This window comes from Amycolatopsis bullii, assembly GCF_014654205.1.
Taxonomy (GTDB): domain Bacteria; phylum Actinomycetota; class Actinomycetes; order Mycobacteriales; family Pseudonocardiaceae; genus Amycolatopsis; species Amycolatopsis plumensis.
This window is the reverse complement of record NZ_BNAW01000039.1, coordinates 37,240-52,980: the sequence shown is the minus strand read 5'-3', so window position 1 is coordinate 52,980 and position 15,741 is coordinate 37,240. Positions and strand designations below refer to the sequence as shown.

The following is a 15,741-nucleotide window of genomic DNA, read 5'->3' as shown; positions in this document are numbered from 1 at the left end:
CCATGTCCCCGTCCGCCGCGCTGATCACGGTGTCGCCGCACGACACCGGGATTGCCGAGGCCGCCGCGCTCTCCGGCCGCCTCACCTACCTCTGCATGTGCCTGACGCTGTGCTGGGGCGTCCTGGCCGCCACCGGTTGGGTCCGCCGGTTCAGCGGCCAGGACGCGATCCGCACCGGGCACGTCGTGCTCGCCGCGTTCACCCTGGCCACCGGCACCCTGCACGGGCTGACCTTCCTCTTCCTGGAGGACGACCCGTTCGGCGTCGCCGACCTGCTCCTGCCCTTCTACGACGGCACCCCGCGGCACGCGCTGGGCATCGCGGGCCTCGAGCTCGTCATCGCGGTGTCGGTGACGGCGGGGTTGCGCCGCGGCGCCGGGCCGGGCCGCTGGCTGCGCTTCCACCAGGTGGGCTACCTCGCCATCGGCCTGCTCGCCGCGCACGCCTGGCTCGGCGCCATCTCCAGCGGGCACCTCGCCGTCGTCTGGCTCGCCGGCCTCACGCTGCTCGCCCCGCCGGTCCTGCTGTCGGTCCTGCGGGTGCTGCCCGCCGCGGTGCTGGCCCGCGCGGGGCTCGTCACGCCGCCGCCACCCGGGGACGACCCGGAACCGGCCACCGTGCGCGTCGACGTCGACAGCCAGCGCTGCCACGCCTACGGGGTCTGCCAGTCGGAGGCGCCCCAGGTCTTCCAGCTCGGCCAGGACGGGCAGCTCGCCTACGAGAAGCGCCCGGGTGCCCAGCTCGTCCCGCACGTCCAGGCCGCCGCGCGCGCCTGCCCCATGAGAGCCATCCACCTGTTGGGAGCCACCCGATGAGCGAACGCATCGTCATCGCCGGAGCCGGCCTGGCCGGCCTGCGCGCGGCCGAACGGCTGCGCGAACTCGGGTTCGACGGCGAAGTCGTCGTCCTCGGCGCCGAACCCGACATCGCCTACCACCGCCCGGCGCTGTCCAAGCAGCTGCTCGTCGGCGCGGTCAGCCGCGCCGACACGCTGCTCGCCGACCCCCTCGAAGTCGACGCCGAATGGCGCTTCGGCACGCCGGTCACCGGGCTCTCGCCGAACCGGCAGGTCGTGCACCTGCGCGACGAGGAACTGCACTACGACGGCCTGATCATCGCCACCGGCGTCGAACCGCGCCGCCTGCCGGGCGCGCCGCACGGCCACCCGCGCGTGGTCGTCGTCCGCACCCTCGCCGACACGATCGCCCTCCAGCGCGCCCTCGGCACCAACCCCGGCCCGGTCGCCGTCATCGGCGACGGCTTCATCGGCTGCGAAGTCGCCTCCAGCCTGCGCGAGATGAACCGCGAGGTGGTCCTCTTCGGACGCGAGAGGTCGCTGCTCGCCGACGTCCTCGGGCCCGACATCGGCGACTGGCTCACGGCGCTGCACACCGCCCGCGGCGTCCACCTCGAACTCGGCACCACCATCCGCCGCTGGCGGCCCGCGCGCACGCACGTCGGCCTCGAGTTCGCCGACGGCCGCGCCCTCGAGGTCGCCTGCGTGGTCGTCGCCGTGGGCAGCGTCCCGGCGGTGTCCTGGCTGCGCGGCGCCAAGCTGCCGCTCGACGACGGCGTCGTCTGCGGACCCACCTGCCACGTCGTCGGCTCGTCGACGATCGTCGCGGCGGGTGACGTCGCCCGCTGGCCCAACCTCCGCTTCGACCCCACTCCGCAGCGGGAGGAGCACTGGCTCAACGCCGTGGAGATGAGCCGGGCCGCCGCCCAGAACCTGCTCGCCGGCCCCCAGGGCTCGCCGGCCTACACGCCGGTGCCGCGGTACTGGTCCGAGCAGCACGGCGTCCGGATCCAGGTCGCCGGCCGCCCGGCACTGGCGACCGACACCGTGCTGCTGGAGTCGCCGGTCCCGGGCACCCGGCCGATCACCGGCTTCGTCCGCCAAGGCCGGCTCGTCGGCCTGATCGGTCTCGACAGCCCGGCCGCCGTCCTCCACTGGACCGCGGAGCTGGCCCGCCAGCACCCGGCGCCCGCCGAGCCGCCGCCCGAGGTCCGGCCGCGCCACCGCACCGGGGCGGTGGCCGGTCACTGAGCTACGATCCAGCCTGCGGACGAGCTGGCAGGGCGGTCGCGAGCCGGGTGACCGGCTCGAGGAAAGTCCGGACTCCGCAGGGCAGGGTGGTTGCTAACGGCAACCCGGGGTGACCCGCGGGAAAGTGCCACAGAAAACAGACCGCCCCCGCTTCCGGCGGGGGTAAGGGTGAAACGGTGGTGTAAGAGACCACCAGCGTCCCGGGTGACCGGGACGGCTAGGTAAACCCCACCCGGAGCAAGGCCAAGAGGGAGCCCCCGGGCTCCTGCGCAGGCGTTCGAGGACGGCCCGTCCGAGCCTGCGGGTAGGCCGCTGGAGCCTGCCGGCGACGGCAGGCCGAGATGGATGGCCGCCGCCCCGCGAGCCGCAAGGCGACCGGGGAACAGGATCCGGCTTACATGCCGGCTCGTCCGCCCACCCGTGCTCGGGGAGGCATCACGCGTGATCCACGGGGCATCACGCGTGCTTGGCGGGGCATCACGCGTGATCGAGCGGGCATCGACGTGATGCCCGCCCAGTCACGCCCGATGCCCGCCCAGTCACGCGAGATGCCTCCTGGATCACGCGTGATGCCCCTTCCGGCACACCAACCGACCCTCCGGGTACGCAAGCCGACTCTCCAGGTACGCAAGCCGACTCTCCAGGTGCGCAGGCCGACCCTCCGGGTGCCGCGATTGTGGTTCCGTTGCGTGGTTACCCGGTAGTAGGGTGCGGGGATGGCGGGTGACGAGCAGCGGTTCAAGTCGGCTTTCGATTCCTTGCACGCCTTCGTGTACTTCGCGCCCGAAGTCGACGCCGCGCTCACCGGCGCCGGGCTCCGGCCGGGGCGGATGCCGTACTTCGCGGGCCGGGCCGCGGCCATGGGGGCCGTCGGGCCCGAGGTCGTCGCGGCCACCTTCTACAACTTCAACCCCGAGGTCGTCGCCCGGACGATCCCGCGCGCCTGGACCCTCGCCACGCCGGAGCAGGTCCTCGACGCCCGCTTCGACGGCACCGGCAAGGCGCTGACCCGGCTGCTCGGCGACCACGTCAAGAGCGACGAGGTCGCCGAAGCCGCCGAGCTCGCGCGGGAAGCCACCGCCGGGTGCCGCGGGGAAGGCCGTCCGCTCTACGCCGCGCACGCCGGACTGCCCTGGCCGGGCGAGCCGCACCTCGTGCTCTGGCACGCCGTCACCCTGCTCCGCGAGTACCGGGGTGACGGGCACATCGCCGCGCTCGTCCTGGAAGGGCTCAGCGGGCTCGAAGCCCTCGTCACCCACAGCGCGACCGGACGCGGGTTCAACCTCGCCGCCGCCAAGCTCACCCGCGGCTGGAGCGACGAGCAGTGGGCCGCCGCCGAGACCCGGCTGACCGACCGCGGCATCCTCGGCGCCGACGGCGGGCTGACCGACGCGGGTGTCGCGCTGCGCGACCGCCTCGAGGTGGCCACCGAGACGGCCGCGCGGGCGCCGTGGGACCACCTGGGCCCCGAGCGGACCGCCCGGCTCGAGGAGCTGTGCCGCGGCCTCAGCCGGCGTCTCGTCGAGGCCGGCGCTTTCCCGGACGGCGTTTTCGCGCTCGGGCGGCCGTGAACCGCCAAGACCACGCTATGTAGTGAAAAAGTTGTGAAGTATCGGACACCCCGTGACGGACAGCGCTCGCGGTCAAGATCGACATGGCCGTCGACCGGCCGACCACCGTCACAGAGCGGACTCGCGGGCGGCGGCCGTTCGTGTCATGCAACACTGTTCCAGGCCGCACAACGGCCACAGTGTCAGTACCCACAGTGAGCAAATCCCGGGCAATGGGGTGAGTTCGTCAGCACACTGAGAAGTATGGGTGGCCGGGGTTCAACCCGAGGGCCCTTGCCGCGATGATGGTGGGCGTGGAGATTTCGCGTGCCATCCGCACCACGCCGGTTGACAAGCCAGCCGGCCTCTACGCTGCGCACTTTGACCACTACCCCTCGTAGCCCCCATGATGTTGTTCGAAGCACCGCCTGAGCCAGAGCCGCGCGGCCCCCACCGCGCACCGGGAGTATCGCGATGATGACCTTGACCACCCTCGACACGCTGGCCGCCGGCGGCGAACTGGGCACGGGCAACGTGCGCCAGTGGCTGCTCGACAACATCATCCCCCTCGTGCTGCTGGCCGTCGCACTCCTGCTCCTCTGGCTCGGCGGCGGCAAGGGCGACAACGCCGGTGTCATGCGACGGCTCGCCGGCGTGGTCATCGCGCTCGCCATCATCGGCCTCGCGGTCAGCGGTGCGGGTGTGGACGTCGGCAAGTGGCTCGCCGGCCTGTTCACGGGCTGAGGCGGACGGCGTGCGCATCAGGACTGATGACGAGGTCTACCGGGTCGACGCCGTGTGGCTCGGCCCGCCGAAAGCGACTTTTCCCTGGAGAGCCCGGTACGTCGCCTGGCTCGTCGGCATCCCGACGTTCTTCGTCGTGCTCGGCATCGAACGCTGGGTGGGGTGGAGTTTCGGGTTCTTCTCGACGGCGTGGGCGTTCGTCGCCACCATCGTGATCACCCGGCTGCTCACGTCCAAGATCAGCCACGAGCGCCCGCTGGGCACCGTGGTCGCGATGGCCGGGCGCGAACTGAACACCCCCAGAGAGGTGACCACGGGCACCGGGGGCGCGGTCAGCGCCAGCCGCGTCCGGGTACGGGCCGAGCGCCCGCTGCCGAAGCACAAGCGGAGGCGGCAGTACCAGCACCACGGTGGCCCGCCGGGCGCCGCCGCTTTCACCCAGGGAGCACCACGAGCGCGCCGGAGCCGGGGCAACTCGGCTCGGGCCGGGAGGTAGTCGTTGTTCGGTCGCGGCGGTAGCCGAGGTAAACGGGGTCGGGACACGCACTCGGGCGCGTGGCAACCGCCCGAGCAGGTCCGCGCGTCGCGGAACGGCTCGGGGAACAAGGCGCGCCTGCCGGGTGAGCAGGCGATTCCCGCGTACACCCCGTCGATCGCGGTGCGCAGCATCGACGGGCACCTGGTCCGCACCGGCGTCGAGGTCTACGCCTGGTACCGGCTGGCGCCGCAGCGCTGGTCGTTCCGCTCGGACTCGCAGCGGCGCGACCTGATCGCGGCCATCGCCGGCCAGTACGCCGAGCTGCAGGGCCGCTGGCTGCACCTGCGCGTGACGAACCGGCCGTACCCGATCCGGATGTGGGCCGAGGCGCACGTCTACAACGCGCACGGCCGCCCGGCCGACGTCCCGGGCGCGCTGTCCTTCGACGACTACCTGATCGGCGAGCAGCAGCAGCTGATGGGCCGCTCGATGGCCGAAAAAGAGGTCTACCTGGGGGTCCAGGTGCAGACCCGGCGGATGGTCGACCGCGCGGTCGAGCGGGCCGCGCCGGTGCTGCGCAAGATCCTGCCCGAGGCCGTCGACGCCGAGCTGGCCGCGCTGGACTCCGAGGTCGAGCACCTCGACCAGGTCATCGGCAGTGCCGGGCTGGAAGGCCGTCCGGTGCACGCCGAGGAGATGTCCTGGCTGATGCACCGGTCCTGTTCCCTCGGCCTGCCCGCGCCGCGGAACATGCCCGCCGTGCCGGGCGCGGCCTGGGAGCCCGAAGACCTGGCCAGCTTCACCGACGCCGCCGACTTCTACGCCGACCCGTACGCGCCGACGGTGACCGTCCGCGGCCGCACCGGCTCCAACGCCGGCGTCTCGCGGCACCTGGCGGTCCTGACCGTCGGGCAGATGCACGGCCTGCAGATCCCCGAGGTCGACGACCCGTGGATCCAGCACGCCGACCGGCTGCCCGCCGCGGTCGAGGTGTCCGCGCGCATCTACGTCCGGCGCCCCGAAGAGGTGGCCGGCGAGCTGCAGCGGCAGATGAACAAGGTCCGCTCGCAGGTCAAGCACTACACCGACGAGCACGAGCTCGAGCCGCCGCAGTCGCTGTCCCGGCAGGCCGGCCGCGTGCTGGAGATCGACGACGAAATGACGTCGGGCTTCACCGCGCTCGCCACCCGCGTCCGCTCCTGGTGGCGGCTGGCGGTGTCCGGCCCGACCGAGCGCGACGCGCTGCGCCTGGCCCAGCAGCTGCTCGACCTGTACAAGCCGAAGATCGCCATCGAGCACCCCGAGGCCCAGTACGCGATGGCCCGGGAGTTCATCCCGGGCGAGCCCCTCGCCTCGGCGGCGTACATGCGCCGCGGCTCGGTGGTCTGGGCGTCCTCGGCGGTCCCGACGGCGACCGCGGAGGTCGGCGACCGCCGCGGCATCCTGCTCGGCGAAACGTGCACGGCGACCCGCCGCCCGGTGGCCTGGGACCCGTGGATGGCCCAGGAGATCCGCGACGGCTCCGGCCTGACGGCCATGGTGGCGGGCCTGGGTGGTGGTAAGTCGTTCCTCGGCGGCGGCATCGTCTACAAGACGCTGCGCGCGGGGGCGAACTGGACGATCCTCGACCCGTCCGGGCCGCTGTCGCGGCTGTGCGACCTGCCGGAACTGCGGCCGTACGCGCGCCCGATCAACCTGCTCAACGCCCAGCCGGGGATCCTGAACCCGTACCGCGTGGTCGCCGAGCCGCTGATCGAGCACTTCATGGACGAGGACGACCCCGAGCGTTCCTGGCGCCGCGAGAAAGCCCTTGCGGGCGCGACCCGGCGGCGGCTGGTGCTCGACGTCCTGACCGGTGTCCTGCCCTACGAGGTGTCCCGGATGGCGCAGACCCGGATCGTGCTGCTGCGCGCGGTGCGGGCCGTCGGCGGCCGCTTCGACGCGGATCCGGGCCAGGTAATCGATGCCTTGCGCCGGGATTCGTCGGAACACCACGAGCACGCGGGCGTCGTGGCGGACTTCCTCGACGAGATGCGCGAGCGGATGGCGCTGCTCATCCCGGAGACGGACGCGGACCCGTACTCGGAGACCCGCGACGACCGCCTGACGGTCCTGACGATGGCCGGGCTGACCCTGCCGAAGGACGGCGTCCCCCGCGAGTACTGGACGGACGCGGAGTCCCTCGGCGTCGAGATGCTGAACCTGGCGGCGTGGCTGACCCAGCGCTCGGTGTACGAGAAGCCGAAGGAGATGCGCAAGGGCGTCTGGATCGACGAGGCGTTCTTCCTGTCCGAGGTCCCGACCGGCCGCGTGCTGATGAACCGCTTCGCGCGTGACTCGCGCAAGTGGAACGTCCGCGTGCTGCTGTCGTCCCAGATCCCGGCGGACTTCCTGAAGATCCAGGGTTTCGTGGCCCTGCTGGACTCGGTGTTCGTGGGGCGTCTCGACGACGACGACGCCCAGGCGGATGCTCTTCGCCTGTTGAAGGTGCCGGTGGGCGTCGGGTACGAGCAGGTCGTCGCGGCGCTGGGCCGTCGTCCGGGCACGCAGCGCGGCCTGGAGCGGGACATCGAGCCCCGCCAGTTCATCTTCGGCGACGGCGCGGGCGGCGTGGAGCGCATCCGCGTCGACTTCTCGGGCCCGCACCTGGACCACCTCCGCGCGGTCATGGACACGACACCGGGCTCGAAGGACGCGGCCCCGTCGCGGCGACCGGGCAACGAGCTGGCGCTGCCGGCGGAGGAGAAGAAGCCGTACGTCGCCGTGCCCCCGGAGGACGACATCGAGCTGGAGCAGGACTTCGAGCTGGCGGCGGAACTGGAGGTCGGCCTCGCCGACGAAAACCTCCTGGGCGCGCCGGACCCGCTGGCGTCCGAGACGGGCGAGGTGGAGGGCGGGGTCCAGCCGTCCAACGGGCAGCAGCAACCCGCCCGCTCAGGCGGAAAGGGCGGCACCGGCCGGGACGCCGCATGAACACCGTGCTGACGCTGGCGGTCGTGCTGACGTTGGCCGCGGGATGGCATTCGCTCAAGCGGCGGATCAAGGAAGGCCCGCGGCCGGGGCGGCGCACGCCGGGGCGCAAGGCGACGATGTTCGCCGTCATGCTCGTGCTGGGCCTGCAGGCCATCGCGACCGCCCCGGCGGCGAGCGCGGCGGCCTGCGGCGAGGCCCCCAACCCGGAACGCCCCGGCGCGGGCATGGTCGGCGCGATCGACCCCGCCGAAGGCCACGGCGAGGCGGGCAGCCCGTACGTCGACTACAGCTACGCCGGGTTCGTCTGGAACACCTTCGAAACGAACTGCTCCGGCATCAGCCTGACCCCGCCGGGCTCGACGCTCGACACCTGGGGCGGCAACCAGCTGTTCAACCTGGGCAAGAACATCGTCGGCGCGACCAACTCGCTGCACTACACCGTGCTCGAGGGCGGCCTGCTCAACCCGCTCTACAACGCGGTGAAGTCGGGCGCGGAGAAGGTCTACAACAACATCTACGCCCAGCTGTTCGGGCTGGTCGCGCTCGTCATGTCGATCATGTTGTTCCGCAACATCTGGCGCGGTGACCTCGCCGCGGTCAGCAAACGGGCGTTGTACGCGCTGGCGGGCGTCTGGCTCGCCGCGTCGTCGCTGGCGATGCTGCGGTACTTCGACCCGATCGACAAAGCGATCGTCCAGACCACCACGAACATCCAGGCCGGGTTCGTCGACGACGCCGACAACCGCGTCGTGCGGCACGTGCTGCCGACGAACCTGCACAACGAGATCGTTTACAAGAACTGGATCCGCGGGGAGTTCGGTTCGCCGACCGCGCCGCAGGCGGAACAGTTCGGCCGTCCGCTGCTGGACGCGCAGGCGTTCACGTGGGCGCAGCTGCGCAACGGCGACGACGGCAACCAGTCGGTCATCGACGGCAAGAAGAACGCCTACAAGGACATCTCCACCAAGCTCGGCCCCGCCACCGGCTACTTCACCGGCGAGGCCGGCGGCCGCACCGGCGCGGGCTTCCTCTCCCTCGGCCAGGCCCTCGTCTACTCCCTCTTCCAGCTCCTGGCCAAGGCGAGTGTCCTCCTCGCCCAGGTCCTCATCCGCCTCTTCGCGCTCACCGCGCCGCTGATCGGCCTCGTCGCCCTGCTGCACCCGGAGATCCTGCGCCGCGTGCTCAAGGTCGCCGGCGGTGTCGCCTTCAACCTCGTCGTGCTCTCCGTGCTCGCCGGGGTGCACGCCCTGCTGCTGCAGGCCATCTTCGACGCCGGCAACTCGCTGAACATGCTCACGCAGATGGTGCTCGCCGGGCTCATCACCGTGCTGCTGTTCATGGTCGGGCGGCCGGTGCGGCGGCTGTGGCAGATGGTCGAGATGTCGGTCAGCATGGTCGGCGCCGCCGTGCCGTCGCCCGGGGGCGGGATCTTCTCCCGGTTCCGGCGCAACCGCAGCGGCCCGACCCCGCAGGACGAGTTCTGGCAGACCGTGCGCGACACCGACGACGTCGTCGACGGCGAGCAGCGCGGCCCGCTCGGGGCCACCGCCGGCGGCGGCCGCTTCCGGCCGGAAGCCACCATCTTCGCCAACGCCCAGCGCCTCGACAACGCCTCCGGCGCCTCCCGCCCGGCCGCCGCCTGGTCCGGCGCGTGGCCGGGGGCCGTCGGAGGCGGCGGCTCCGCGGGCGCGCTGCCCGCGGGCGGGCGTCCCGGCGCGCCGGTGTTCGGCCAGTACAACCCGGCGAACGGCGACGGCGGCGAGTACGTCGTCGTCGGGGCCGGTGGCCGTCCGACGACGCGGGAGGAGAGCCGGCGCGTCGACACCTCGCCGGTCGCCGACCGGCGCTGGAGCGACGAACCCGAGCCCGTCGTCGTGCCGTCCGATCTGCGCCCGCCCGAGTCGAGCTTCAGCGACTACGCGCCGCGCACCCCCGGCGTGCGCGCCCAGCCGCGGCGCGTCGACCCGGAGGTCGTCGCGGGCAAGCCGGTCTTCGTGCTCTACCGGCCGTCGCGGGGCATCGAGGTCCGCGAGGAACCGCGCGACACCGACCACGTCATGGGGCGGTGACCGATGCCGATCCGCACCAACCGTGGCCGCACCGCGGTCTACCGGCGCCTGTGGGGCTGGCCGCTGCGCTCGCCCCGGCACCTGATGGGGACGCTGGTGTTTCTGGCGATCCTCGTCACCGCGCTCGGCGTCGTGCTGCCGAAGGTGGTCGGGAAACCGCAGGCCAAGGCGGCGCCGCCGGGCCCGGAGACGACCACCTCGGCGACGGCGACCGCGCCGGGCATCGCCGCACCGGGCCCGACGTCGAACCTGCCGACCCGGCTGGCCACGCCCCTGGCCACCCCGACGCCGACGACGCCGAACGCCGACGCGCTGCGCATCGCGAAGGAGTGGGCCGCGGCCTGGGTGGACCACCCGGCCGGCATCACCTCCGACCAGTGGCTCGCGAAGCTGAAGCCGTTCACCACCGAGGAGTACCTGCCGGTGATGGCCACGGTCGACCCGGCGAACATCCCGGCGACGAAGGTCACCGGTGAGCCGGTCGCCGGCACGGCGTACCCCAAGTCGGTGCAGGTGACGATCCCGACCGACGGGCCGAAGCTGGCCATCACGGTGGTGAGCACCAACGCCGGCTGGCGGGTCGCCGACTACGACCAGGCGAGCTGACCGTGCGGCGCCTGGGGTTGTGGCTGGGGCTGGTCGTGTTCCTCGCGATCGGTGCCCTGGTCGTGACCGCGGTCGCCGCGAAGGTCGTCATCGACAACCAGCAGGCGCAGGCCCGGGGCGTGTCCCTGATGAGCTGCGACGCGTCGGTCGGGCCGACCCAGCCCGGCCAGGGCGACCGCGGCACGGTCGACGCGTCGAAGCTGGACGACGAGCAGCGCGGCATCGTCGCGCTGATCATCTCGATCGGCAAGCAGCGGTCGCTGGCGCCGCGCGCGTGGCAGGTCGCGATCCAGGCCGGGATGACCGAGTCCGGGCTGCACAACCTCACCTACGGCGACCGCGACTCCCAGGGCATCTTCCAGATGCGGCCGTCGATGGGCTGGGGCTCGATCGCCGAGGTCACCAACCCGACGTACGCGGTCAACAAGTTCTACAACGTGCTGCTGGCGGTGCCGGACTGGGAGAACAAGCGCCCGGGTGACGCCGCCCAGGCGGTGGAGCGCTCGGGCTTCCCGGACCGCTACCACAAGTGGGAGCCGATGGCGGCGACGCTGGTGGAGTCGGTCGGCCAGGTCGTCGACGTCGTCGCCTGCGGAACCGGCTTGGGGGCGCTGCTGCCGCCCAGCCAGGCCGCCGGGAAGGCGATCAGTTTCGCGCTCGGCGAGCAGGGGAAGCCCTATGTGTGGGGCGCCACGGGCCCGAATTCGTACGACTGTTCGGGGCTGATGCTGCGGGCGTACGAGTCGGCGGGGATCATCCTGCCGCGCGTCTCGCGTGACCAGTACCACGCCGGCGCGTACCTGCCGGTGCGGGACGCGCAGCCCGGTGACCTGCTGTTCCTCGCCACCGACCCCTCGGACCCGTCCTCCATCCACCACGTGATGATGTACCTGGGGGACAACAAGATCGTCGAGGCGCAGCAGACCGGCGTCCCGGTGCACACCCGGGACTTCTCGTTCGACGAGCGCGAACTCGTGCCGCAGGCGGTCCGCCCCGGCGTTTAGCATGGGTCGCGAGGGCCTGGACAGGATCGCACCGATTCACCCGACGTCGCGGCGCTTGCCACGAGCAGGTGGCCGCGCACTGGCAGAGGATGAGCACGTGGGACGCAAATTCGGCAGGCGGGGCAAGCCCGCGGAGCCCCGGGATCCGGCGGCGCTGTTCGGCGCGCCGCAGCCGCCCCGGCAGAGTGCCCGTCCGGCGTCCAGCACCCCCCTCGCCGACCAGCTCGGCCAGGGCTACCCGGGGGTGGACGCGGGGTACGTCGTGCTGCCCCGGTCGCTGGCCGAGGGGATGTCGCTGCCCTGGCAGCACCAGATGGCGGCCCTGCTGGCCCAGTTCCACGCGGAGCACGCCGGGTTGGCGTGGCCGATCTATCGAGTGGTTCCTTCGCGCTACGAGAAGCTGGCGGACCTCGACGAGGAGCAGCTCGCGGAGGCGGGCTACCTGGTCGAAATGGACGCGGACGGCGAGATGGTCTACCGCGAGCGCAGCGGCCGGAAGGTTTCGGACCCGGAGAACACATCGGTCCTGGTGTCGTGCCTGGACCCGATCCCCAAGCCGGCGGCTCGCCCGGCACCCCCGGCAGCCTCCCCGCCCGGAGCCCAGCCGCCGGCAGCGGCGCCGGCCCCGATGAACATCGGCCCCGCCCCGGTGTGGCGAACGGTGCCGCACCCCCCGCCGGCGCAGTCGGTGCCGGGGACGCCGGAGCAGCACCTATGGGGCCGTTCGGGCCCGGAGGAGGCTTCTCGTGAGCCGGTTCCGCCTGCGGCGGCGGAGCCGCAGTGGTCGGTGACGGCGGAGTCGGACCTGCCGGGGCCGGTGAGGGCGCCGTCGTCGCCTCGGCACGCGGCACCGGCTCCTCAGGCGGATGTGCAGGGGGCGGTTGAGCCGTCGGCGCGGCCGGGTTTTGCTGCGGAGCCCGCGGCGGCGGTGGGTGAGGCGGTTGTTCGGCCGGAGGTGGAGCGCCCGTCGGCATCGGTTGGTGGGGCGGTTGCTCGGCCGGAGGTTGCGGGGGTGGAGCGCCCGTCGGCGCCAGTCGAGCCCGTTCCTGCGCCGGTCGAGTCCCCTGCGCCCGCGGTTTCCCCGTTGGCCGAAGCGTTGTCCGAGACACCGCAACCCGAGAGCCCGGCGCCTGAGATTGCTTCGCCGCCGCTTCAGCCCGACCAGTCGGCGGCTTCCGCGCCCGCTCAGGAGTCTCGTCCGGAGGTTCTCGGCTCGCCCTCGGCTGACCGGCAAGACGTTGCTGCACAGGCATCGGCCGAACCGCCACTGCAGAAATCCGACCAGCCGGAAGCTGGCCCGGCATCGGCCGAACCGGCCCCGCCGGAGGCGGATCGGTCCGAGGACGCTGCGGCGGAAGCGGTCGAATCGAACCTGCAGTCGGGCGACCGGCCGGAGAGCGCGGCCTCGGCACCGAGTGAACCGGCCCCGCGGGAAGCGGACCGGCCTGGCGCTGGGCTCGACGTGAGCGAATCGATGCCCCAGACCGCTGACCAGGCAGAAGCTGCGGCACCGGCTGACTCGGCGCGGCGGGATCCTGACCAGCCAGAGCTCACGGCACCAGGTGAATCGGCGCTGCGGGACGCTGACCGGGCGGAGGTTGCGGCGCCGGCGTCGAGCGGATCGGCGCTGGAGGATGCGGAGCAGCCGGCGGAAGCCGGATCGGGGCTGGGGGAAGCCGCCCGCGCCGGGGCGGGTGAACCTGAATCAGTGCCGTCGAACGAGCCGCAGGCCGAGGTCGCGCCCGCACCTGCCGAGGCCCCGGCGAGCGAACCGAGCCAGGCTGAGTCGATCGTGCCCAGCTTGGAGGCACAGAAGCCGATCCACCCGGTTGAGCCTGATTACCAGTCGGGGCCGCCTACCGCGCGGCAGGAAGTGCCGTCGGCTGTTCCGCAGCCGCAGCCGCAGCCGCAGCCGCAGCCGCAGCCGCAGCCTGCACCGGGCGGCGCGCACTCGCCTGCCGAATCGCCGACGGCACCGGATGCCGTTCCCCAGCCGGCCGCTGTCTCGGACGAGGCATCCCGGCTTGCCTCCCCGGAGGTGCAGGCGCCGATCACCGGCTCCCAGCTGCCCCAGCCGCCCTGGGGACCCGTCGGCCTACCGGCCTCCGGTATCGATCCGCGCTCCGCTCCCGTGCACGGCAGCCAACCGGCCGCCGCGCCGGCTCCGGGCATCGGACCTGTGCCCGCTGCCGCGCAAGGCCCCTACTCGGCGCCCGGCCATGGCGCTGCGCCGGAGCCCGGCACGCACCCGGTTCCCGGCCCGGCCGCGCTTCCCGGCACCACACAAAGTCGCCACGCGGCGCCTGCCCCGGGTGCTGCTGCACCCGTCCCGGGCACGCCCTCGGCTCCCGGCGCCGCCCCACTGCCAGTCACCCCACCGGAGGTGACCCATCAGCCGGGCATCGCGTCCCCGCAGGGAGCTGGCCCCGCTTCGCCGATGGCTCCCAGCACTGGTCCGGTGCAAGGCTCGGCAGCTCCTGGCGTGGCCTCGGCACAAAGCCCAGCCAGTTCCGCGGCTCCCGGCACCGGCTCTGCGCAGAGCCCGGCCGGCCCCACGGCAGCTCACGGCACCGCCTCGGTACAAGGCCTGTCCGGTTCCCCGGCGGCACCGGGTACTGCTCCGGTGCCAGGCCCGGCGGGTTCCCCGGCGGCTCCCAGCACCGGCCCGGTGCCAGGCCCGGCAGCTCCTGGCGTTGCCCCGGCACAAGGCCTGCCCGCTTCCCCCACAGCACCCGGCACTACTCCGCCGCTCAGCCCACCCAAGAACCCCAAGCCAGTCTTCCCCGGCCCGGAATCCACCCCCCAGCCGTTCCCCGCCCGGCACGCTGCTCCCGCGCGTCCCGTCTTCCCCGGCCCCGGGACCATGCCTCCCGTCCCGCCCCCGGCTCCGAACGCCCGTCCCGTCTTCCCCGGCCGGGACACGCCGCTGCCGCAGCCCTCGCGCCAAGAGCCCGAAACCCCGCCCCGCGGTACTGCCCGGGGCTGGTTCGACGAGTTCACCGAAACCAAAGAGCCCGAAGAGCCGCAGGACTTCGGCCCCACCGGGCAGCCGACCGAAATCCCCTACCGGTACAAGCGCTGAAAAACCGGCCCGGGGGTGCGAACCTAGGACCATGTCCAAAGACCCGAACCCGGACCAGGGGTGGTACTACAACACCCGCACGCACCAGGTCGAGCACCTCGAACGCAGCCGCAGCGTCGATCTGCTCGGCCCGTACCCCGACGAGGCCACCGCCCGGCGCGCCCTCGACATCGCCAAGGAACGCACCCGGCAGGCCGACGCCGCCGACGCCAAGTGGAACGACGACTAGACCGTCAGCTCCGGGCTCAGCACGAACTCCGGGTCCACCTGCGCGGCGAGGTCGGCGCCCGCCCAGGCCGCCGCGTTGCGCAGGTGGAACTCGACCGCCTGGCGCTGGTAGCGCGCCCAGTCGCGCTGCTCCGCGTCGACCGTCGACCGCATCGAGGCCAGCGTCGAAAGGTTGACCGGCTCGAGCTCCGCGATCGGCCGGGCCGTGCCGCGCTCGGCCGCGCGTACGTGCCCTGACGCCGACAGCCACCCCAGCAACGCCGAGCCGACCTGCTCCTGCAGGAATTCGACGTCCTCCGCGTCCGTCACCTTGTTGCCGACCACCACCAGCCGCACGCCGAAGTCGCGGGCGTAGTCCGCGTACTGGCGGTACACGCCGACGCTCCGGACCGTCGGCTCGCACACCAGGAACGTCACGTCGAACCGGGTGAACAGCCCCGACGCGAACGCGTCCGCCCCCGCCGTCATGTCCATCACGACGTACTCGCCGTCGACGTCGACCATGTGGTTGAGCAGCAGCTCCGCGGCTCCCACCTTCGAGTGGTAGCACTTGACGCCGAGGTCGTCCTCGTCGAACTGGCCGGTGACGCCGAGCCGCACGCCGCCCAGCTGCCGGAAGCACGCCGCGAAGACCGGGTTGTCCTCGAACGGCCGGACCAGCCGCGAGCCGCGGCCCGGCGGGGTGGTCTTGATCATCGACGCCGCGTCGGGGATCCGCGGGTTGTCGCCGCGCAGGTACTCCTTGATCAGCGCCATGTTGTCGCCCAGCGTCGGCCAGGCGAGCGCTTCTTCCTCGGTCGCGCCGAGCGCCACCGCGAGGTGCTGGTTGATGTCGGCGTCGATGGCCAGCACCGGCAGGCCGGCGTCGGCGAGGTAGGCCACGAACAGCGACGACAGCGTGGTCTTGCCGCTGCCGCCCTTGCCGACGAACGCGATCTTCACGGTCGGGTCCCCTTCTGG

The 15,741-nt window shown here is 72.7% G+C and carries 11 protein-coding genes and 1 other RNA gene; 11 read left to right on the top strand and 1 reads right to left on the bottom strand.

Annotated elements, in window-relative coordinates; genetic code table 11:
• The first annotated feature begins 2 nt into the window (after positions 1–2).
• The 11 genes from IE317_RS32150 (at position 3) to IE317_RS32100 (ending at position 14,782) form a co-directional block, all read left to right on the top strand.
• Complete coding sequence (locus IE317_RS32150; RefSeq protein ID WP_191315122.1) at positions 3–815, top strand: ferredoxin; 813 nt, start codon at positions 3–5, stop codon at positions 813–815.
• The gene (locus tag IE317_RS32145; protein ID WP_191315121.1) at positions 812–2,047 is read left to right on the top strand and encodes an NAD(P)/FAD-dependent oxidoreductase; all 1,236 of its coding nucleotides are present in this window, start codon (positions 812–814) and stop codon (positions 2,045–2,047) included. Before IE317_RS32150 ends, IE317_RS32145 begins: the two co-directional genes overlap by 4 nt.
• Positions 2,048–2,067: 20 nt before the next feature.
• Positions 2,068–2,460, top strand: an RNA gene (gene rnpB / locus IE317_RS32140) — RNase P RNA component class A.
• 303 nt (positions 2,461–2,763) lie between these two features.
• Positions 2,764–3,618: an SCO6745 family protein gene (locus IE317_RS32135; protein ID WP_191315120.1), complete on the top strand. Its 855-nt coding sequence runs from the start codon at positions 2,764–2,766 to the stop codon at positions 3,616–3,618.
• Positions 3,619–4,071: 453 nt separating this feature from the next.
• Positions 4,072–4,341 (top strand): hypothetical protein, encoded by a 270-nt coding sequence (locus tag IE317_RS32130; protein WP_191315119.1) that lies wholly within the window; start codon positions 4,072–4,074, stop codon positions 4,339–4,341.
• 10 nt (positions 4,342–4,351) lie between these two features.
• Positions 4,352–4,837 carry a hypothetical protein gene (locus IE317_RS32125; RefSeq protein WP_191315118.1) on the top strand — a complete coding sequence of 162 codons (486 nt, stop codon included), beginning with the start codon at positions 4,352–4,354 and terminating at the stop codon, positions 4,835–4,837.
• A gap of 3 nt (positions 4,838–4,840) precedes the next feature.
• A complete protein-coding gene (locus tag IE317_RS32120) occupies positions 4,841–7,792 on the top strand; it encodes an ATP-binding protein (RefSeq protein WP_191315117.1) in 2,952 nt (983 codons plus the stop codon).
• Positions 7,789–9,861, top strand: coding sequence for a magnesium transporter (locus tag IE317_RS32115; protein ID WP_191315116.1), 2,073 nt, complete (start codon positions 7,789–7,791; stop codon positions 9,859–9,861). Before IE317_RS32120 ends, IE317_RS32115 begins: the two co-directional genes overlap by 4 nt.
• 3 nt (positions 9,862–9,864) lie before the next feature.
• Positions 9,865–10,467 (top strand): hypothetical protein, encoded by a 603-nt coding sequence (locus IE317_RS32110; protein WP_191315115.1) that lies wholly within the window; start codon positions 9,865–9,867, stop codon positions 10,465–10,467.
• A gap of 17 nt (positions 10,468–10,484) precedes the next feature.
• Positions 10,485–11,471 (top strand): C40 family peptidase, encoded by a 987-nt coding sequence (locus IE317_RS32105; RefSeq protein WP_415306564.1) that lies wholly within the window; start codon positions 10,485–10,487, stop codon positions 11,469–11,471.
• A gap of 3,113 nt (positions 11,472–14,584) precedes the next feature.
• Complete coding sequence (locus tag IE317_RS32100) at positions 14,585–14,782, top strand: hypothetical protein (RefSeq protein WP_191315113.1); 198 nt, start codon at positions 14,585–14,587, stop codon at positions 14,780–14,782.
• On the opposite strand, the gene IE317_RS32095 is transcribed toward IE317_RS32100, so the two are convergent.
• Positions 14,779–15,723: an ATP-binding protein gene (locus tag IE317_RS32095; protein WP_191315112.1), complete on the bottom strand. Its 945-nt coding sequence runs from the start codon at positions 15,721–15,723 to the stop codon at positions 14,779–14,781. The genes IE317_RS32100 and IE317_RS32095 overlap by 4 nt on opposite strands.
• Between the last annotated feature and the right edge of the window lie 18 nt (positions 15,724–15,741).

What these genes read in the sequence shown, in the direction of transcription:
- IE317_RS32150 (WP_191315122.1), top strand. Translation starts at nt 3, where the DNA reads ATGTCCCCGTCCGCCGCGCTGATCACGGTGTCGCCGCACGACACCGGG.
- IE317_RS32145 (WP_191315121.1), top strand. Translation starts at nt 812, where the DNA reads ATGAGCGAACGCATCGTCATCGCCGGAGCCGGCCTGGCCGGCCTGCGC.
- IE317_RS32135 (WP_191315120.1), top strand. Translation starts at nt 2,764, where the DNA reads ATGGCGGGTGACGAGCAGCGGTTCAAGTCGGCTTTCGATTCCTTGCAC.
- IE317_RS32130 (WP_191315119.1), top strand. Translation starts at nt 4,072, where the DNA reads ATGATGACCTTGACCACCCTCGACACGCTGGCCGCCGGCGGCGAACTG.
- IE317_RS32115 (WP_191315116.1), top strand. Translation starts at nt 7,789, where the DNA reads ATGAACACCGTGCTGACGCTGGCGGTCGTGCTGACGTTGGCCGCGGGA.
- IE317_RS32110 (WP_191315115.1), top strand. Translation starts at nt 9,865, where the DNA reads ATGCCGATCCGCACCAACCGTGGCCGCACCGCGGTCTACCGGCGCCTG.
- IE317_RS32100 (WP_191315113.1), top strand. Translation starts at nt 14,585, where the DNA reads ATGTCCAAAGACCCGAACCCGGACCAGGGGTGGTACTACAACACCCGC.